The following is a 19,009-nucleotide window of genomic DNA, read 5'->3' as shown; positions in this document are numbered from 1 at the left end:
GTCTGCCATGCTCTCTATCGCGCTGGCCGGCAAACCGAACGCCGGCAAGTCTACTTTCTACAAGGCGGCGACGATGGCCGACGTGGACGTGGGGAACTACCCGTTCACGACCATCGACGCCAACCGCGGGGTCAGCCACGTCCGCACGGACTGTCCCTGTCTCGACTTAGAGGAGCGCTGTGGCGACGACAACTGCCGGGACGGCAAGCGCTACGTCCCGGTGGAACTCATCGACGTGGCCGGCCTCGTCCCCGGCGCACACGAGGGCCGCGGCCTCGGGAACCAGTTCCTCGACGAGCTGTCGACCGCCGACGTGATCCTCAACGTCGTCGACGCCTCCGGCGGGACCGACGCCGAGGGAGAACCCGTTGAAGTCGGCGAGCACGACCCCGTCGAAGACGTCCACTTCATCGAGGAGGAGATGGACCTGTGGCTCGCCAGCATCGTCGAACGCAACTGGGAGTCCATCGAACGCCAGTCCCGCTCGCCGGACTTCAAACTCGACGAGTCGCTCGTTGACATGTTGGCCGGCGTCGGGGCCTCGGAGCTCGACGTGGCACGGACGCTCCGTGACCTGGAGTACCCCGAGGACCCCATCGCCTGGACCGACGAACACCGCGAGGCGCTGGCGACGGAGATCCGCCAGCGGACGAAGCCGCTCGTCGTCGTCGCGAACAAAGCCGATATCGCCCCGGAGGGGAACATAGAGGCCCTGCAGGAAGCCGCCGACGTGGTCGTGCCAGCGACGGCCGACGGCGAACTCGCGCTGCGAAACGCCGCGCAGGCCGGCGTCATCGACTACGACCCGGGCGATCCGGACTTCGACATCGTCGGCGACGTAAGCGACCAGCAACGCGAGGGGCTGAACCGCATCCGCGGCGTGATGGACGAGTGGGGTGGCACCGGCGTTCAGGGCTCCCTTGACACTGCTGTTTACGACCTGCTGGACCACCTGACGGCCTACCCCGTCCAGAATGAAACACACTGGACCGACGGCCAGGAGAACGTCCTCCCCGACGCGTTCCTGCTGCGACGGGGTGCAACCCCCAAAGACCTCGCCTACGCCGTCCACTCGGACATCGGCGACGGCTACATCCACGCCGTCGACGCTCGCGAGAACCGGCGTATCAGCGACGAGACGGAACTCGAAGAGGGAGCGGTCATCAAAATCGTCAGCGACGCGAACTGAGTACACGCTGACGGCGCTACAACCGACTTCTCGGCCACCTATTTCGGCAGCAAATCCTGTAGCGTTGCCCGGATATTCTCACTTCCGGGACTCTGTGGCACCTGCCCGAGCACGTCTCGTCCGAGTCGTTCCGTCGCCGCACCGACCGAAAGCTCGTCCAGCAGACCGCCGTACTTCAGCGCTAGCCGCGGTGACACGTCGAACAGCAGGTCGCGCTTCCCGATGAGCGAGTGGGTTATCGACAGAACTTCGACGGCGTTGTCGACGTACTGCTGTCTGGCGTCGTTGTCACCGTAGTCAGCTATCGCGGCCAGCAGGAACTGTTCCAGTTCGGCCTCACGGTCGTGAAGCGCCGGCGGGTCCGAGAGCATCGTCGTTCCATCAGGCCGTTCCGGGACCATACTCCGGCGAGGGGCATATGAAAGGACAGCGCCGGTGGTGGGCGTGGTTGCAGCGGGCAGTGGTGCTTCCAGTCGCTTCGACGGGTTCGTATCGGTGAAGACGACGTGGAGGTTCGCCGGTTCGCCGCGCACCGGCTCGTCCCAGCCGTCAGGGCTGTGCTCATAGCCGCGCCGGAGCGCCTCTCGGAGCGTCCGTGGAATCCGCCCGCCTTCGCCCTGTAGGTCCAGATGGAGCACGACGGGGCCGTTGCCGCTCTCGTCGATGAGCGACCACAGGGCCGGAATCGCATCCGCAGCGCCGGCCGAGAGTTCGTAGCAGGCCGCGTCCCGTTCTGCCGCCAGCAGTCGGGCGAGTGTGCTGCCACGCCAGCCGGTCAGGTCAGCCACGTAGAACCACGGGAGCGTGTGTATCGGGCCGACTGCGGCGTCGCCGGCCGCCGTATCGATGGTCGGCGGGACCGTTTCGAGATAGCTCTCAATGGTCGCTAGTTCGGGCGCAAAATATTCTACCGTCGCTGGGGACAGATCGGTCGTCCGGCGACGATGGTCGTCGACTGAATCCATACCGGGTGTAGGCCCGAGTGCCGGAAAACGGTGACGAGGGAGTGACCGGCCGTTAGTCGCGATATCGCGACTGGGCCCTATCCCGGCGCGCCTCAGTTCCGGAGCACCTGCTGCTCGACGGCTACGGTGTGTTGCTCCCTCAGTCCGATTTATTGCCGTTGCCGGCCGACGAAGGGAAACCCGTTTTTTGCCCCGTCCCGAATCAGGCGTATGAACGTACGGACGATAGCCGACCTGGGTCCCGATGAACGGGCCGCTTTCTTCGACCGCGACGCCGGTGTCGACGCCGTCAGAGACGACGTGCGCGATATCGTCTCACAGGTCCACGAGGAGGGCGACGTGGCACTGCGGCGCTTCGCTGAGGAATTCGACGATGTCTCGGTGGGCAACATCGATATCACGGATGCCGCCGAGCGAGCCTACGAGGAGATTGACGACGACGTGCGCGAGGCCATCGAGGACGCCGCGGCGAACATCCGCGCGTTCCACGAACGACAGGTCCCAGAGGACTGGCGTGACGACTTCGACGGGCGCGAACTGGGTCGCCGGTTCCGCCCGCTCGACAGCGCTGGTGTGTACGCGCCCGGTGGCACGGCGGCCTACCCCTCCAGCGCGCTGATGGGCGTCATCCCGGCGAAGGTCGCCGGCGTCGAACACGTCGCTGTCGCCACCCCACCGGCCGATGAGGTCAACCCAGTCACACTGGCCGCCATCCACGTCGCTGGGGCCGACGCCGTCTACCAGGTCGGCGGCGCACAGGCTATTGCAGCGCTGGCCTACGGGACCGAAACCGTCAGCGCGACGGACATCGTCGTCGGCCCGGGCAACCGCTGGGTCACGGCGGCGAAGGCCGAGGTCCGCGGCGACGTGGCAATCGACTTCCTCGCCGGCCCCTCCGAGATCATGGTCGTCGCCGACAGCGACGCGGACCCGGAACTGGTCGCGGCCGACCTCGTCGCGCAGGCCGAACACGACGAGAACGCCTCGGTCGTCGCCGTCACCGATGACGAGGACCTCGCTGAGCAGGTCACAGTCGCCATCGACGAGCAGGCAGACGGCCGGGAACGCGAGGCGGTCATCCGCGCCGCACTGGACAACGACGCGTCCGGCGTTCTTCTCGCTCGCTCGATGAGCGAAGCCGTCCTCTTCGCCGAAGAGTACGCCGCCGAACACCTCTCGATTCAGGCCGCTGACGACGAATCGCTCCTCGAACGGATTCCCTCCGCCGGCTCCGTGTTCCTTGGCCCGTACAGCCCCGTTGCGGCCGGCGACTACGCGACAGGGACGAACCACGTCCTGCCGACCGGCGGCAGCGCACGGGTCACCGGCGGTCTCGCCGTGGATACGTTCGTTCGGTCGACGACGGTCCAGCGCCTCTCCGAGGATTCGTTGGACGACATCGCGGACACGATCACGACCCTCGCCGACGCCGAAGGGCTGGAGGCTCACGCCGAGAGCGTCCGCAAACGGTTCGAGGAGTAACGCGGTTCCCCCGGCGTACCGGTGGGACATAGCTGACATTCTTGGCGCTGTCCCACCGGCGTCACTGTTAACACGTTCGGGCGTCCACGTAAGTGTATGAGCAGCACAGCGGACGACGGCGATCCGAACCTCGGGGGCGAGGACGTAGCCGTTACCGAGCAGGCAGCGGGAGAGGCACTGGACCTCCTCGAAAGCGAGGGAATGGACGTCGACGAATCCGGGCTCCGCCTGTACGTCCAGCAGGGCGGCTGTGCCGGTCTCTCCTACGGGATGCGGTTCGAACACGAACCCGAGGATGACGACGAGGTGTTCGAGCGCAACGGACTCCGCGTGTTCGTCGACGACGCCAGTATCGACTACATCGAGGGGTCAGTACTCGACTACGAGGGCGGCCTGCAAGGGGCCGGGTTCCACGTCCAGAACCCGAACGTGGTCAGCGAATGCGGCTGTGGCGAGTCCTTCCGGACGTAGCTACTCTTCGAGTTCGAACGCCACGACGACCTCAGCTTGGTACTCGCGGCCCTCGACGCCGGCGATCTCGACGCCGAGTTCCTCCACTTCGACCCACTTGAGATTGTCAAGTGTCGCCTCTGCGCGCTCGATGGCGTCGTCAGCGGCTTTGTCGAAGCTTTCCGAACTGGTCCCGATGAGCGTGATCTTCTTGAAAACCATTTGCATGAGGTTTGTTCACACAGCCGTGTCATAAAAGTACGGACAGGTCACTGCATCGTGTTCAGATTAGCTGATTCCATGCGAAGCTGAATGACCTGAGCCAATCGTCAGCTGTTTCCGCTTCGGCGTTGCTGNGCATCGTGTTCAGATTAGCTGATTCCATGCGAAGCTGAATGACCTGAGCCAATCGTCAGCTGTTTCCGCTTCGGCGTTGCTGAAACAGTTTGAGAAGCAGGCAGTTCGTCGTTTTATTTCTCTGAAGACACGTTCGACAGCATTCCGATTTCCGTGTTTTTCGTATCTGAAATCGAAGCCGTGTCGGTGACACGCAGCTTGTAACGATCTAGAGCCATCAACGAGAAACACAGCGCCGTCGATGTCGTGTTTCTCACTAAGTTCGGTGAGAAACGAACGAGCTAGAGCCGTTGTTGTAGTTGGTCTAAGCTTCGTATGGAGCAATTTGTTCGTTTGTGGATCGACAGCGGCGTACAGCCAATATTTCTCGTCATTGAGTTGGATCACAGTTTCGTCAACCGCAACGTGATCTGGAGACCGCCCATTTTCGGGCTGTAAATCTGCCTTGTGAACCCAATTATGTACGGTTGATCGAGCGCGTTGGACACCAAATATTTCAAGAACTGAAACAGTATTCGAAAGTGACAGCCCAGCCAGATGCAACTGAATACTCAGCTTCATCAGCAACTCCGGTGTCGCTTCTCGCTCCACAAAATCTAAGTTAATCTGGTCGAGACTACCGCTGAGGCCGGCGTTTTTGGGCATAGACACTTCAAAACCGCCGTGCCTCACTCTTCAATCCTNATCTAAGTTAATCTGGTCGAGACTACCGCTGAGGCCGGCGTTTTTGGGCATAGACACTTCAAAACCGCCGTGCCTCACTCTTCAATCCTCATCTGAACACTACGGGTCACTGAGACTGCCGGTCGAGCAACGTCTCGACGTGACCGACCACGCCGGTGAGGTGTGCAGTCCCCCAGATCGCCACGATAATCGCACCGATAGCGTCGAACACGAGATCGAGCATCGTGTCGCTGAGCCCGAACTGTGTCAGAATCGTGTCGTTCCCGGTTGCCGACGCGGCGAGCGTGATCGAGAACTCGATGACCTCCCAGAACACGCCGAAGGCCATCACGAACAGGAGGAGGAACACGAACATGAACCGCGAGGGGATCGAAATCTCGTCGGTGTGCTCGTCGAGCGCACGAACCGTCGTGTACCCGACCGCGGCGACGACCGACGACGAGAGGGCGTGGGTGAAGTGGTCCCACCACCAGATGGTGACGTAAAAGTTCTCCTCTGCACCCGGGAGGCCAACAGTTCCGAGTGCGTGAAAGAATGCCGCTGACGTAATCCACAGCGTCAGTGCGGGGTCGAGTGTGATGCCGTAGTCCCGCTCCAGCAGCGCCGGGAGTTGCGTGACGAGGATGGCGACGCCCGAGTTGACGATGATGCCGACGTTGCCCCGCTCGACACCGACCGCGAACAGGCCGATGAGTGCGAGTGACAGGACCCGCGAAAGCAGTTGTTGGGTCGCCGTGCTGATCCGGAGGTGGTCACGGACCCTCATACGTCCGGCTGGACCTCCTCGGGGACGCGGTTGGTGCCGACCTGCTGGCGCACGTAGTACGCGAAGACTACGCCGGCCCCGATACCGGCGATAGTCGACGCGACGAACTCCCACATCAGCGCCTCCTCGATGACGTGTTCGGACACCGTCGGGTCGAGGATGAAGGAGGTCCCGAGGAACTGGTCGGCCACCCAGCGGACGACAGCCCAGACGCCGGCGGTGGCCATCGTGGTGATGGCGACGAAGACGACGGCGAACCGGGGGGTCATCCGGACGGGCGTAAAGAGCTGGAGTTCGACGGCGAGAATGAGCGCGATGGCGGCGACTGAGAGGTAGGTGGCGAGATTACCGGTCATCGAGAGCGTCGCAAACAGGCGGCCGACAACAGGCGACGCCGCCAGTAGCAGAATTTCCCAGGGAAGCATCGCATAGCGGTTGAGCAACAGGACCGGCGGGAGCAGCGCCAGCGCCGCGACGGCGGCCGCGAACCCGGCCCACAACAGGTCGCCTTTACCGGCGCTCGTTACCGAGACAGCGGCGAGCATGGCGACGATGCACCACGCCGCCAGCGCGTTGACGCGCCTGTCTCGGACCAACTGCGTTACGTCTCGGCTCATACTGTCTGGTGAATCGCGACTCGAAAAACCCTATCGACCGATGGTATGGACTGTTCAGATAGCCCCATACGCCATGGCGTACGCGAGCGCAGCGATGGTCACTGCTGCCAGCCCCGTCACGACCGTCTCCAGCCAGTCGACGCCATCACTGAACGGCCGGGTCGGCGCGCCGACGACGCCCAGCGCAAGGACGCTGAACACGAAGTGCGCCGACTGTTCGAGCGTCGGTGCGGGCATGAACAGAACGGCCGCTGCATACCCTAGCCCCAGTGCTGCCCGGGGGCGGACGAGTTCCGTCAGCGTGTACCCGCGGAGGTGAACGTACGTCCACACGGCGAGCCACACCGTCGCAAGTTCGATAGCGAACGCCGCCAGGAGGTGCGTGGTCGGGTCGGGGTGGAGTAGCACCCGTTCGGCGACGAGGCTCACGTCGAAGGGATAGAAGAACGGGGGCGGGCCGCCGGTGAAGAGGTCGCCAAACGGGTGGCTAAGCAGTCCCAGTAGCGCCAGCCCGGTCACCGTCCGGGGGCTGATATCGCGGGACTGTGCGACTGTGGCGACACCAAGCACGGCCAAGACGAACACGAGCATCACGAGTCCCGCGATGGGGCCGCTGATTGCGGCCGTAAGCACGGTCAGTGCGACGCCGATGGACAGCGCGCCGGCTCGGGCAGTGCGTGAGTTACTTGCCCAGAGGCCGGCCGCGATGGCGAGTGCGGCCCCCAGCAGGAGTGAGTGTGTCGGTCCGCGGTGGACGACGTCCGCAACCTCCCAGAAGCCATCCGCGGTCAGGTTCTCGGCGGCCCCGACGAGTAGCCCGAAAGGGGCGTAGACGATGTCAACGTCGGGAACTGCGGCGAACAGGCCGGCGACGACGCCTAGCTGGACCGCTCGCTCACGGGAGAGCCCGAGCCACCACGCGGCGAGGGCTCCAAGGGAGAACGCGAGCAGCGCGTGCCCGACGAACATACCTCAAATATGGTGCCGATAGGCTTAAACACCACGTGTGAACGGGTAGCGCGGCGCTTGGCCCCGCTCAGGACTCGGATCCGACTTTCGTCCAGCGTTCTTCGATGGCCGCGTTGGCCCTGACGACGGTGTCATCGTCGACACGGAACCGCGTCTTCCGGAGTTCGATTGCGACCACCTCACCGGTGGTATCGCCGGCTTTGACGGTATCGCCGGGATTAAAGTCGGGGTCACGGAGGAGGTAGACACCGGCAACGGCGTCTTTGATCATCTCCGAGAGCGCGTAGGAGACGCCGAGTGCAAGGAATCCGGTCGCGGTTCCGAGCGACGCGGCGATGGCGGTCAGGCCGACGATAGAGAGAAACGACAGCGCGACGCCGAACCACAGGAACACGAGTACGATCACCGATAGAAACTGTCGGTACACGGGCGATTCGCCGGGCAGCGACCGCTTCAGAACCGCTCGGACGACGACCATGATGGCTTTGATGCCGACTGCAGCGACGGCGAGAAAGACGAACCCGGTTATGAGCTGAGGGAGTGCGTCGACAACGTTCGTGACTAGCTGTTCGAGCGCTCGATTGATGACACCGACTTGCACGCCGGATGGTGGACGGAGAGCCCCCTAAGTGTTGGCGTCAGTCGACATGGCTGTGTCGCCGGGGTGACGGACTACCTCGTAATCACCGTCTTCGGTAATGCCGATGACAGCCCAGTCATACGAGACGTCTCGTCGAGTGAGACGGCGGCTGAGATGCATTGCCTCGCCCGTTCGTGTGACGAAACAGCGCAAGTCGCCGCCGTCGGGTATCGGGTCCTGCGAGTCGAGCACTGAGACAGTGACGACGCGCCAGTCGCGTTCCGCTCGCAGTTCGGTGCCAGTGCGCGACACGGTGTATCCGAGGTCGTCGAATATCGACCGAGCCTGCTCGTCGAGTGATGTGGTAACGGCCCCCATCTGAGAACCAGTACCACTGGCTGTCTGATAAACGTTCCCACTAACTACTTAGCTGATATTTCTTGCGGGGAAACTGACAGGGAGACGAACGGATGAGGGCGGCACCGCTGGGCCGTCTACACAGAGCGTTACTCGTGGGCGGCGTCCCACTCCTCGGCTTTGCGAAGGTTCGAGCAGTCGTTACAGCGGATGCGCCCCATCGAGTCCATCGCGTTGTTGAATGTCTCGCAGTTGCCACAGAAGTAGCCCCAGCGACGCTCGCGGTCGGTGTCGCGATAGACGACGTGAAACGCGCCCTTTGTGCCGATGTCGCCGTCGCTCTTGTCGACATACAGCGTCTCTCCGTCGGGACCTTCGAGTGCGTCCATACGTGGTCATGACGGGCCAGCGGCTAAATCACTGCGGAAACCATTAGTGGCTGGTTCCCTTGCACTGTGGGTGTGAGTCCCCGGATCATTCAGTACTCCGACGTGGAGAAAGCGTACGATACACCCGAGCGAATCGGGCGGTTTGCGGGGACGGTGGCCGCCGTCGACGGCCGAGATGCGCTGGTAGTCGGCACCGGAGACAACACCGGTCCGGGGGTGTTGTCGCTGGTCACCGACGGCGAGCAGTCGCTCGACCTTTTTACCGCGATGACGCCCGCGTTCGAGACGCTGGGGAACCACGATTTCGACCACGGACTCGACGCGACGCGGGAGATTATCGCGAGGTCGCCACAGACGTGGCTGACTGCGAACGTCGAACAGGACGGTAAGCGGTTCGCCCGACGGTTGACCCGACCGTGGGCGAGTCGAACCGTCGACGGGGTACAGGTCGGCTTTGTCGGCGTCACTAGCCCGGATACGGCTTCGGCTAATCCACAGGCGACGACGCTGACGTTCACTGATCCTGTCGAAGCCGTTGCCGAGGCGACCACAGCGCTTCGGGATGACGGGGCAGAGGTTGTTGTCGTGCTCTCACACCTGGGGCGGAGTGACGAGAAACTGGCTCGCGCCTGCGACGTGGACGTGATCCTCGGCGGGCACGTCCACGAGCGCCGCATCGACCGCGTCGCCGGCACGCTGCTCACGAGACCAGGAGCCAACGGCCGGGCCGTCGTCGAGGTCGATCTCGGCGGGACCGTACCCACCGCGCAGTTCCGAGAGACGGCCGACGGCCCCGTCGACGACCGGGTCAAAAGGGCTGTCGCTGACCGGCTGTCGGCGGCGGGACTGGACGAAGTCGTCGGGCACGTCGACGACCCTATCGACCGGCGGCAGGCGACGACCTATGGCGGCGAGTGCCGGCTCGGCAACCTCGTCGCGGACGCGTACCGGTGGGCGACGGGCGCAGATGTTGCCCTCCAGAACAGCGGCGGCCTCCGGAACGACACGGTCCCGCTCGACGGGGCGTTGACGGTCGCCGATCTGATGTCCGTCGTCCCATTCGAGGAACCCCTCACCGTCGCCGAGCTAACGGGTGCAGAGCTCCGGACGCTGTGTCGACAGGGAAGCGGGCAACAGGTCGCGTTCGGGGAACCGCACTGGTGGCACGCCCACCTCAGCGGCGTCAAACTGGTCTGGAACGATGACATGCAGACTATCGAGCGACTGCGGGTCGACGGGCGACCGGTCCGTGACACCGAGACGTACACGCTCGCGACGAGCAACTACCTCTACCATACCGAGCTGGAGTTTCCGGTTCTCACCGAGTCCCACCGGGTCAGCGTCGCCGACGTACAGTACGATGCGCTGTCCGACTACGTCCGCGAGACCGATATCACCCCGACCGTCGACGGACGACTCACCCGTCGCTAGCGATTTAAACCTCGATACGGTACATCTCGCCGATGCCACAGGTCGTCGTCCCAGTCAGATACCCGCTCTCGGAGAACTCCCGAGCCACGCTTGCGGAGGCCATTCAGATCGCCGACGAGGAGGACGCGGACCTCACCGTTCTCCACGTAAACCTATACCAGAACAGCCACCATGTCGACCGGACAGAGCTCAAACGCGCCGTCGAGCAGTCGTTCGGCCACGTCCCGCGGACGCGGTACGTCGTCCGGTCGGGAATGCTCGTCGAAGAGACGATTCTCGACGAGGTCGCCGCACAGGACGCCGACATCGTCGTCATCGGGAGCAAACAGGCGAGTCGCTGGCGACAGATGATCCGTCGGTTGGTTGACGACCCCGATGTCGAACAGTTTCTCCGCGAAGAACTCGACTGCGAAATCGTCACCGTCGAGCCGGATGCCCGGCCCAGCCGTCACTCGTCAGCAAGGTCGTCGGGGTCCTGACGCGGCGGGACGGGTGAGTCACCGGAGGCCGCGTGTGTCCGGTCAACGCCGTTCAATCCGCTCAGTCCGTCATTGAGTGAGACGTTCATCTCCCCGCTAGTGTCGTCGAAGTACAGGTGTGAGTGGGGGTATGCTATCTCGACGTTTGCGTCCTCGAGCCGCCGCCAAACGTTCGTCTGGACCTTCGAGCGTGCAGCGAGCAGTTTGTACGGTTCGGTCACCCAGTACCGGAGCGTCAGCAATACACCGTGGTCGGCGAACTCGTTGATATACACCGTCGGCGAGGCGGGATACCGAGCCGCGCCGACGCGGATGTCCGGCCCGCCGGCGATGACGTTGTCCACTTCTCGGGCCGCGGCTTCGATGAGGCTCCGCGCGGCGGCGATGTCGCTCTCGTATGTGACCAGTACGTCGAGCGAGAGCCGTGTCCGTGAGTCCTCCGCCGAGTAGTTGACGACGTCCCGCTGGCGAATCTCCCCGTTGGGGATGACGAGAAACGTGTTGTCGAGGGTGAACATCTTCGTGTGTCTGAGCGTGATGTCCTCGACGAACCCCTGCTGGCCGGTGTCGACGAGTTCGATCATATCCCCGATCTCGAAGGGCTGGTCGGCCAGCAGGAACACGCCGGAGATCAGGCTCCCGAGAATCGGGGCCAGTACGACACCAACCACGGCCGTGAACACGGTTACAGAGAGGGCGATGTCACCCAGTTGCAGGCCGTAGATGTTCAGAATGGCTAGCAACGCGAAGATGAACACCCCGACGCGGATACCCCGCAACGCCGTTCGAGTGAGGCTTGGCCGCCGGAACTGCTGAGCGACGCGCCGGCCGAGAAGGCGGACGAGAACGCGGGAAACAACGATTGCCAGCCCGATGACAATCAGAGATTCCCCGATGTTGGCCACCCACCTCGGAATAGCGAAGGGGAGCAATCCACCAATATCGGTGGCCACTTCTGTCGCCACTTCCGTCGCGGCTTCGGTCGGTACCGGAGTGGGTGTCTGCAACGGCCAGACAGGGCCAAAACGCATGACAGGGATTCAACCCCGCCACGAGAAAAGGATTCCCCTCCCGAACTACTTAATCTTCTCACTCCATCTACATGGATATGTCTTCCGACGACATCTCCGTGGTCCTCTCGGACGGCCGACCACCGGTCGATACCTTGGCAGTCGGCGTCTCTGAGTACGGTCTAGCCGGCCTCACAGCCGTCGATTATCTGGCCGACCAGGAGTCGATGCGCGAAATCGGCCATCTGCGGACGCCGGGGCCGCCGTTTATTACTCCCTTCGAGAACGGAACCCCGAGACATCACACGCGGCTGTACACCGACGAGGCGGCGTCGTTTGCCGTGTTGGTGGGCGAGCGGTTCGTGCCGCCGGCCCAGGCCGGGTCGCTCGCCGAGGCAATCGCGACCGCCGGGAGAGAACTGGACGTTTCGAACATTACGATGCTTACCGGCGTCCCCATCGCCCACGGCCCGGACGACCACGCCCCGTTCTACATTGCAACGCCAGCGTATCAGGAAGCGTATCTCGACGACACCGACATCAGACCGATGGGGAACGGGTTCCTCGAAGGACTGAGTGCAGAGCTTGTCACCCGAGGTATCGATGAGTCGCTTCCGACAGGCGTGTTCACGACGCCGACACATCCGCAAGCCCCCGACGCCGCGGCCGCAATCAGACTGCTCACCGCGCTGAAAGAGACCCATGCGATCCAGATTGACACCGGCCCGCTGGAGGCCTTCGCCGCAAACATCGAGGCCCACTACCAGGCGCTCGCAGAACGGATGGACGCTGCCGATACCGACTCACTCCCAGATGACCGAATGTATATGTAATTGCGAAAATGTGGGACGCCCATCCATGTTTTCGGGAATTAAAACTATATCAATTCCACATTATGGGTGAACAATCAAACATTCTGCCGACACATTTTTGAGCGTACAGCGCGTTCTTTTCTTTGATGACCTCCACCGAAATCTACACGACCAGCACGGTCGACTCAGACCCACCACCGCAGACGCGGTCCAAGACATCGCTGTTCTGCCCCGACTGCGGTCACGAGAGTGCAGTCACGGGCGACTGGACCACTGAAGCAACCGAGAACAGTTTACAGCTCCGGTGTCCCAACTGCGACACCGTCGTCCAACAGCGGTAGACTACGTACTTACCTCTCGTCCTCTGTAGACGCGGACCTTTCAGGGTTTTTCAGCAGACGGATTCACGTTGATGAACTCCACAACGAGATACACCACTGAGGCGGTGGCCAGTATGAGCAAGAAACCCGCTTCTGAAGAGCCCTGCAGACTCACACCAACAGTGGCAAGCGTTGCAACAAGTACGGCGGTACACCGACGGATGGTTTGACGAAGGAGGGCGGTATCGTCCATACAGGGCTTCTTCACTGCCAGCAACAAGAATCTTCGACCCTGCCTTCCGTTACCGGGACCCGTCCTGCTGCCCAGCGATACCGGAACGTACGGCAGTCCGTCTCAGTACTCGTGGACTCCGTCGTCAGTGACAACCGTATCCAGCAGGTGCGTCGGCGTGGCGTCGTAGGCCGGGTTCGCGATCTTGAATCCGTCTGCGGGCTCTCGGAGCACCTCCGACGGTGACCGAATCTCGTTTTCGAAGGCGAAGGCCCCGTCGACGTACTTCGCGGCGGCCCCGACGACCGTCACCGGAACGTCGTTGTCCGCTGCCGCCGTCGCAATCGGATACGTACCGATGCGGTTGTACAGCGTGTCGTCGACGATGCAGTCCATGCCGACGAGTACGCGGTCGACCTCTGGCATGAAGTGCCCGGCCGCGCTGTCGACGATGAGCGTCACGTCGACCCCGTCCCGGTCGGAGAGGTGGCGCGTCATCTTTCGACCGAGGAAGCGCGGCCGGGACTCCGTAACGTACACCTCGAAACTGTGGCCGGCCTCGATGGCGTCGTCGATGGCTGCAAGGACCGTCGAGGAGAAGTCATGCGTCAACAGCACGTCGTCGTCGGCGATCTCCGACACGGCGCGGGCAGCAGCGCGGTCTTTCGACGACTCGACCGAGTCGATAACGTCATCGATAGCCTCGTTCGTCAGTTCCTTGGCGGCCGCTACGTTGTCGGGCTCCGCATCCGAGACGGTGTTCACGATTCGGTGCTGGGTCGTATGGAGGGAGGCGTGCGAGGGGTTCGCCCGCCGGAGGGCGCTGCTGTTGCGGCTGAGCGAGCGGAGGTAGTCCTCGACCGTCGGGTACTCCCTGTCAGTCAGGTCCCGGAGCGCCTGAGCGGCTTTGACTGCGACCACGGAGGAACTGTGGGTCTGCATCTCCGAGATCTCCTCGACAGTCTCGTCTATCATACCGGTGGCTGTGAGTTGAACCGATATGTGTCTTCCCCTCGCCGTCGAACAGCATTTAACGCCGTCTCACATTAGGGGTGATAGACGGCTATGGGACGGTTCAGTACTGATACGGTCGGGATGACGGAGGGCATCGGCGTCGCCGTACTCGTCGGACTGACGCTCCTGGTGACTGGTATCGTCGGGCTGAACGTCCTCGTCATCGAGGAGGACGACGGGGGCGGCCCGCAGGCGAATTTCAGCTACGACTACGTCGAGGACAACGAACTGCTCATCGTCACACACGCCCGCGGCGACGAGTTCGAAGCGGGGAACGTCGAATTTGAAGGGCCGAGCAGAACTGTCACCTGGGCACAGGTGGCAAACCGGGAGCCCGACGCGATGATTGGGCCGGGCGATATCGCACAGTTGAGCAGCGGTAACGCCTACGAGCGGCGTGTAGGTGCCCGTGACACGATCACGATATACCACAACGCGAGCGGGAACCGGACCCAGTTGGACCAGTGGGACGGCGCGAACTGACCTGCAAGACTGCTGTGGCCTGCTCAGTCCGCCGAAGCGACCGTTTCACGGTCACTCCGTGCCGGCCGACCAAACCAGTCATCGAACGAGAGCGGTCCGGCACCCATCGTGAACACCGCCGAGGCCATTCCGAACAGCGTGATGTGGGCGAGTACCGGATCGTCCGGAAGTCCGAACAGCGTCGTGGTGAACAGGACGAAGGAGACGGCCGCAGCCCCGCGAGTCATGAAGCCGAAGATCAACACCAGCCCGACCAGCATCTCTGTCAGGCCGGCCCCGAGCACCCACATCCCGGCGTCGACGGGGACGACGGCGGTGAGGTCGTACTTTTCGACGACTAGAAGCGCCTGGCCGGGTTCGGCGAGCTTCTGGAACAGTCCGAGATAGATGAACGTCACGCCCATGCCGACCCGGACGATGACCGGGACGTACTCACGGTACGGGGCCGTCGTTGCGTCCAGAAAGCGCTTGAGATGGTGGACCGGGTCGATACGGCCGTAGTAGGTCCCGTCGGTGCTGGCGACCTGCTGGAGCATGTGGTCGGCGCTCGGGCGGCCACCACCCAGTATCAGCAGTGCCAGAAACGCCGGGATGTACTCCATGGCGAGAACGACGCCTGGGTCGATGGTCAGTGCCCATCCGTAGGTCACCAGCCCAATCGTCGTGACGATACGGGTCGCGAGTCCGAACAGGAGCGTGAACCCCAGCCCGATAAACAGGGCACGGACGAGCGGATTCGCGGTCGCGTCAAACGTCACCGTCGGGGCGAACAGATATCCCTGAAAGCCGGCACCAACGAGCGGCAACCCCACGCTGAGCCGGAGCATCCACGGGACGAGGTCCGAGTAGCCGACGAGTACGTCCCGGAGAATGACGATATCCGTGATCGTCGGCCGAACCCAGAGGTACGCGGCGAGGCCGCCGGTCACGGCCAGTCCCGAGATGCCGAAAACGGCCGCGTTCAACGGGTTCGACAGCACGGATATCGCAAACGCCACCGCGTCTAGGGCCTCCCCCGGCCCCTCGGTCACGTAATCGACGTGTGCCGCCGCGGGTCGCGAGAGGAGGGTGAGCGCGAGCGCGACAGTGCCGGCTGTACTCGGTATGCGCGTGTCCATGCCTGAGAATTCGTGGGCTAGCCACCTAATGTTTCGTCCGTTCCGCGTCACTGTGCGGTCCGATACCCCCACCGGCGGCCCATCTCTATAGGCGGTGGAATTATATCCACGCCTCCACTACTTATACGGCAGTGAGCGTCAACATCGAGACACAGATCGTCGAACGCGGGGACGACGAACACGTCGACGCGGCGTGGCGGCTCAAGGAGGACATCCGCGAGTCCGACGGCGTCCTTCGGCAGCGACGGGGGTTCTTTCGCGACGCCTACCGACGGTCGACCACCTATCTCTACATCGACCGGTCGGAGGACCGCCTCATCGGCTTCGCCGCGGTTCGGCGCGACGGCTACGTTCTCTTTCTCGCAGTCGACGACGAGTATAGAGGCCACGGCTTCGGCAAGCGACTCGTTGCCCGCGTCGCCGAAGACTATGGCAGCGTGACCTGCCACGCCCGAGCGACGAATCGAGAGGCAATCGGCTTCTACAAACATATCGGCTTCGAGATCCGACGACGCATCGACAACTACTACGAGGACGGCGGCGACGCCTACTACCTCAAGCTCGGCGAGGACTCGATCACGGACAAACTGTCGAAGTTCCTGCGCGGCTAAGCGAACGCTTTTCAAGGGACCTCCCCAACGAGGTAGCCGATGGAAGAGCGGACCCGCGCGTACCTCCGTGGCCGGTTCGGCGACCACTACCGACAGGCATCCGTAACGCCGCCACCGGCCGCGAACGAACGTGAATGGGGGTTCATCCCATGGACCGAGGGCCCCGGCGAGACGATGGTCCGGCATCGCTCGCTGCTGGACCTCGGCGAGATCGAGGACTTCCTCGGCCGCCGGAAGCCCCGCCACGTCTACTTCTCCGCGGGCCGCTACGACGAACCGAGCGCCTCCACGATGTCGGACAAGGGCTGGCGCTCCTCGGACCTCGTGTTCGACCTCGACGCCGATCACCTGCCCTCCGTCGTGCTCGGCGAGGACAGCTACGCCGAGATGCTCGCCAAATGCAAGGACGCACTGCTCAGGCTGCTCGACTTTCTGGAGGACGACTTCGGCTTCGATGATCTTACTATCGTCTTCTCCGGCGGCCGCGGCTACCATGTCCACGTCCGCGACGAGCGCATCCGCCACCTGGAACGGGACGCGCGCCGGGAGGTCGTCGATTACGTCCGCGGCATCGGCCTGGAGTTCGACGAACTCGTCGACGAGGAGTCCGTCGCCGGCACGGCCGGCCGGTCGAGTCCGGCCCAGAAACGGACGCTCTCGACGGAAGGCGGCTGGAGCGCCCGCGCACACCGCCACATGCTCGCCGTTGTCGATGACCTGCTTGCGATGGAGGAAGCGGACGCCCTCGACCGACTGCAGGAGTACGACGGCATCGGCGAGGGGAAGGCGACGGCGGCACTGAACGCCGCCCGGTCGAACTACGAGCAACTGGAAGCCGGCAACATCGACGTCCATCCGGCGTTCTACCAACTGGCGAAGATTCTGCTCCACGAGGTCGTCGCGGCGGATAACGCGCCGATAGACGAGCCGGTGACGACGGACACGAACCGGCTCATTCGCCTTCCGGGCTCGCTGCACGGCGGCAGCGGCCTGGAAGTCCAGCGTATCGACCGCGACGAGCTGGATTCCTTCGACCCGTTGGTCGACCCCGTCCCGGAGACCTTCCGGGGCCACGACATCACCGTCGAGGTGACCGACGGAGGCCTCGTCGAGCTAGATGGCGATAGCTTTACACTGGAGGCGGGTAATCAGACTGTACCAGAGCACGTGGGCGTGTTTCTCATGGCCCGCGGGCGTGCCGAGAAGGGGAAGGAATGAACGTAGACGAGCTCCAGTCCGTCCAATCGCGGGAACGCCAGACCGACCAGCTCCAGCAGCTGCGCGAGACGTTCTACGAGGACGCCGGGCAGTTCATTCAACAGCTCCGGTCGGAGCGCGACCGCGCGGCCGAGCGCGCCGAGGACCCGTTCGACTCGCCCGAGGTCAACCGCCTGACCGACGACATCAAGACCGCGGAGCAGACCGTCGAAGCCGTGTACGAGCGGCGCGTCGGCAAAATCGTCAAGATGGCGTCGCTGGCCGCGGCGGACATGCCGACTGAGGACGACGGCCTCACACAGGAGGAACGGGACCTGTTCGAGACGATGGTCGACGCCATCGAATCCAATCGGAGCCACGTCCTCGATGTGATCGCGGGCGAGGCTCCGACCGGCGCGGTCGGCGACGAACCGAACTCGGACGACCGAGAGGTCCCGGACCCGGAACCGGACCAAGCAGCAAACGACGCGACAGGTGCGCCCGAGCCGCCATCGACGCCGGATTCGGGCGTCGACGCAGCGGACATGATGGGCAGCGGCGGCGATCAGTCGCCGCCAGCGCCACCGGAGGACACCGACGCGCCCGCGCCGCCGGCCGACCTCGATACGGAGAGCAGTCCCGCCGCCGGACAGTCCGAGCCGGCAGACGTGCCGGGCGGCGATAGTCCGGTACCGCCGGCCGAACAGAGCGCTGAGTCCCCCGCCGGCCCGGCGGCGGACCCGACGCAGACCGACGGCGGTACGCAATCATTAGCCAGTTCTGACACGGCTGGGGCCGCCGACGTGGACCGGCGGACGGTCCGCATCACGGACGACGTGGGCGAGATATTCGGCGTCGACCAGCGCGAGTACGACCTCTCGACGGACGACGTGGTGACACTGCCGGCCGACAACGCCGACCCACTGGTCGAACAGGACGCCGCTGAGCCGTTAGAATAAGCCGACCAGCGGGGAACTGGCCGCTGTGTGAAACGCCGCTGGATACCCCGTTCCGCGGCAGCGACGGACTATTTATATACAGTCGCTCAGTTGATACGTATGAACACGTACGTCCGCATCGTTGTCGCCCTGCTTCTGGGCGCGTTCACGTTCGCCGTCACGACCCTCGTGGTGACCGCTGGCTTCGAACCGGGGATAGAGTTCTCGCTGCTGATCGGTCTTCCCGTGGGCGTGTCGGCCGGTCTGACCGCGCTGTTCGCCGGCTACGTCCTGTTGTGGCACCGCGACCAAGCGGCGGTGGGTGAGGTCCCCGACCGCGTGGTCCGCCTTCGACTGGCCGCGCTGGCGACCATCGCAGACTTCTTCGTCGTCACTGTGGCTGGCGTTATCCTCTACACGCTCGCCGATGGGAGCATGGGTATCGGTCTGCTGGTCGCGGGCCTTCCGGTGACGCTGCCGCTGGCCGCCGTCGTCGGGTATCTCGCAGCCGGTGGTAGCCACCGCGGGCAGGGCGGGCCCCGAACGCAGTGACACACGC

General features: G+C 63.7%; 25 protein-coding genes. 12 read left to right on the top strand and 13 right to left on the bottom strand.

Translation table 11 applies throughout. The annotated features are described in order from the left end of the window. The first annotated feature begins 7 nt into the window (after positions 1–7). A complete protein-coding gene (locus C444_RS12855; protein WP_004593339.1) occupies positions 8–1,189 on the top strand; it encodes a redox-regulated ATPase YchF in 1,182 nt (393 codons plus the stop codon). Between the two features lie 38 nt (positions 1,190–1,227). Here C444_RS12855 and C444_RS12850 read toward each other — a convergent pair whose 3' ends face one another. Then, entirely contained in the window at positions 1,228–2,154 is a 927-nt protein-coding gene (locus C444_RS12850) for a hypothetical protein (RefSeq protein WP_004593337.1), read from the bottom strand. Between the two features lie 210 nt (positions 2,155–2,364). On the opposite strand from C444_RS12850, the gene hisD reads away from it, so the two are divergent. After that, positions 2,365–3,636, top strand: a complete 1,272-nt coding sequence (gene hisD, locus C444_RS12845) for a histidinol dehydrogenase (protein WP_004593335.1) — start codon at positions 2,365–2,367, stop codon at positions 3,634–3,636. Positions 3,637–3,732: 96 nt separating this feature from the next. Further along, positions 3,733–4,107 carry a HesB/IscA family protein gene (locus C444_RS12840; protein ID WP_004593334.1) on the top strand — a complete coding sequence of 125 codons (375 nt, stop codon included), beginning with the start codon at positions 3,733–3,735 and terminating at the stop codon, positions 4,105–4,107. Here C444_RS12840 and C444_RS12835 read toward each other — a convergent pair whose 3' ends face one another. From C444_RS12835 to C444_RS12805, 8 genes are all read right to left on the bottom strand, one after another. Continuing rightward, entirely contained in the window at positions 4,108–4,308 is a 201-nt protein-coding gene (locus C444_RS12835; RefSeq protein WP_004593332.1) for a dodecin, read from the bottom strand. 144 nt (positions 4,309–4,452) lie between these two features. Continuing rightward, positions 4,453–5,088, bottom strand: coding sequence for an IS6 family transposase (locus C444_RS21295; RefSeq protein WP_080509708.1), 636 nt, complete (start codon positions 5,086–5,088; stop codon positions 4,453–4,455). A 145-nt stretch (positions 5,089–5,233) separates the two neighbouring features. Then, positions 5,234–5,893, bottom strand: coding sequence for a hypothetical protein (locus C444_RS12830; protein ID WP_004593329.1), 660 nt, complete (start codon positions 5,891–5,893; stop codon positions 5,234–5,236). Next, positions 5,890–6,510 carry a hypothetical protein gene (locus C444_RS12825; RefSeq protein WP_049909483.1) on the bottom strand — a complete coding sequence of 207 codons (621 nt, stop codon included), beginning with the start codon at positions 6,508–6,510 and terminating at the stop codon, positions 5,890–5,892. Before C444_RS12825 ends, C444_RS12830 begins: the two co-directional genes overlap by 4 nt. Before the next feature lie 54 nt (positions 6,511–6,564). After that, complete coding sequence (locus C444_RS12820) at positions 6,565–7,479, bottom strand: metal-dependent hydrolase (RefSeq protein WP_004593327.1); 915 nt, start codon at positions 7,477–7,479, stop codon at positions 6,565–6,567. A gap of 67 nt (positions 7,480–7,546) precedes the next feature. Then, positions 7,547–8,080 carry a mechanosensitive ion channel domain-containing protein gene (locus C444_RS12815; RefSeq protein ID WP_004593326.1) on the bottom strand — a complete coding sequence of 178 codons (534 nt, stop codon included), beginning with the start codon at positions 8,078–8,080 and terminating at the stop codon, positions 7,547–7,549. 24 nt (positions 8,081–8,104) lie between these two features. Further along, positions 8,105–8,437, bottom strand: a complete 333-nt coding sequence (locus tag C444_RS12810; RefSeq protein ID WP_004593325.1) for a DUF7116 family protein — start codon at positions 8,435–8,437, stop codon at positions 8,105–8,107. Between the two features lie 128 nt (positions 8,438–8,565). Continuing rightward, positions 8,566–8,805: a DUF5816 domain-containing protein gene (locus C444_RS12805; RefSeq protein ID WP_004593324.1), complete on the bottom strand. Its 240-nt coding sequence runs from the start codon at positions 8,803–8,805 to the stop codon at positions 8,566–8,568. A gap of 72 nt (positions 8,806–8,877) precedes the next feature. Between C444_RS12805 and C444_RS12800 the strand changes: the two genes are divergently transcribed. Both C444_RS12800 and C444_RS12795 read left to right on the top strand, forming a co-directional pair. Beyond that, positions 8,878–10,236: a bifunctional metallophosphatase/5'-nucleotidase gene (locus C444_RS12800; protein ID WP_004593323.1), complete on the top strand. Its 1,359-nt coding sequence runs from the start codon at positions 8,878–8,880 to the stop codon at positions 10,234–10,236. A gap of 32 nt (positions 10,237–10,268) precedes the next feature. Next, entirely contained in the window at positions 10,269–10,715 is a 447-nt protein-coding gene (locus C444_RS12795) for a universal stress protein (protein WP_004593322.1), read from the top strand. Here the strand turns inward: C444_RS12795 and C444_RS12790 are convergent. After that, the gene (locus C444_RS12790; RefSeq protein ID WP_049909482.1) at positions 10,685–11,746 is read right to left on the bottom strand and encodes a mechanosensitive ion channel family protein; all 1,062 of its coding nucleotides are present in this window, start codon (positions 11,744–11,746) and stop codon (positions 10,685–10,687) included. The two genes, C444_RS12795 and C444_RS12790, sit on opposite strands and share 31 nt — an antisense overlap. A 77-nt stretch (positions 11,747–11,823) precedes the next feature. Here C444_RS12790 and C444_RS12785 point away from each other — a divergent pair, with 77 nt between their 5' ends. Together C444_RS12785 and C444_RS12780 are read left to right on the top strand one after the other, a co-directional pair. Beyond that, positions 11,824–12,558 (top strand): proteasome assembly chaperone family protein, encoded by a 735-nt coding sequence (locus C444_RS12785; RefSeq protein ID WP_049909512.1) that lies wholly within the window; start codon positions 11,824–11,826, stop codon positions 12,556–12,558. 125 nt (positions 12,559–12,683) lie between these two features. Continuing rightward, the gene (locus C444_RS12780) at positions 12,684–12,878 is read left to right on the top strand and encodes a hypothetical protein (RefSeq protein ID WP_004593319.1); all 195 of its coding nucleotides are present in this window, start codon (positions 12,684–12,686) and stop codon (positions 12,876–12,878) included. 40 nt (positions 12,879–12,918) lie between these two features. Here the strand turns inward: C444_RS12780 and C444_RS12775 are convergent, their stop codons facing one another. Then, complete coding sequence (locus C444_RS12775; RefSeq protein ID WP_239641302.1) at positions 12,919–13,110, bottom strand: hypothetical protein; 192 nt, start codon at positions 13,108–13,110, stop codon at positions 12,919–12,921. A gap of 102 nt (positions 13,111–13,212) precedes the next feature. Continuing rightward, complete coding sequence (locus C444_RS12770) at positions 13,213–14,064, bottom strand: translation initiation factor eIF-2B (RefSeq protein ID WP_004593318.1); 852 nt, start codon at positions 14,062–14,064, stop codon at positions 13,213–13,215. 90 nt (positions 14,065–14,154) lie between these two features. Here C444_RS12770 and C444_RS12765 point away from each other — a divergent pair, with 90 nt between their 5' ends. Continuing rightward, on the top strand, positions 14,155–14,586 hold the full coding sequence (locus tag C444_RS12765) for a hypothetical protein (protein ID WP_004593317.1): 432 nt from the start codon (positions 14,155–14,157) through the stop codon (positions 14,584–14,586). A 23-nt stretch (positions 14,587–14,609) separates the two neighbouring features. Here C444_RS12765 and C444_RS12760 read toward each other — a convergent pair whose 3' ends face one another. Continuing rightward, the gene (locus C444_RS12760; RefSeq protein WP_004593316.1) at positions 14,610–15,704 is read right to left on the bottom strand and encodes a DoxX family protein; all 1,095 of its coding nucleotides are present in this window, start codon (positions 15,702–15,704) and stop codon (positions 14,610–14,612) included. Positions 15,705–15,835: 131 nt separating this feature from the next. On the opposite strand from C444_RS12760, the gene C444_RS12755 reads away from it, so the two are divergent. From C444_RS12755 to C444_RS12740, 4 genes are all read left to right on the top strand, one after another. Beyond that, positions 15,836–16,315 carry a GNAT family N-acetyltransferase gene (locus C444_RS12755; protein ID WP_004593315.1) on the top strand — a complete coding sequence of 160 codons (480 nt, stop codon included), beginning with the start codon at positions 15,836–15,838 and terminating at the stop codon, positions 16,313–16,315. Positions 16,316–16,354: 39 nt separating this feature from the next. Then, positions 16,355–17,533, top strand: coding sequence for a DNA primase small subunit PriS (gene priS / locus C444_RS12750; RefSeq protein WP_004593314.1), 1,179 nt, complete (start codon positions 16,355–16,357; stop codon positions 17,531–17,533). Further along, a complete protein-coding gene (locus C444_RS12745) occupies positions 17,530–18,471 on the top strand; it encodes a hypothetical protein (protein ID WP_004593313.1) in 942 nt (313 codons plus the stop codon). The genes priS and C444_RS12745 overlap by 4 nt, the downstream gene beginning before the upstream one ends. 99 nt (positions 18,472–18,570) lie before the next feature. Beyond that, positions 18,571–19,002, top strand: a complete 432-nt coding sequence (locus C444_RS12740) for a hypothetical protein (RefSeq protein ID WP_004593312.1) — start codon at positions 18,571–18,573, stop codon at positions 19,000–19,002. Positions 19,003–19,009 lie beyond the last annotated feature (7 nt).

Source organism: Haloarcula japonica DSM 6131 (assembly GCF_000336635.1).
Lineage (GTDB): Archaea > Halobacteriota > Halobacteria > Halobacteriales > Haloarculaceae > Haloarcula > Haloarcula japonica.
This window is presented reverse-complemented; position numbering and strand designations above follow the sequence as displayed.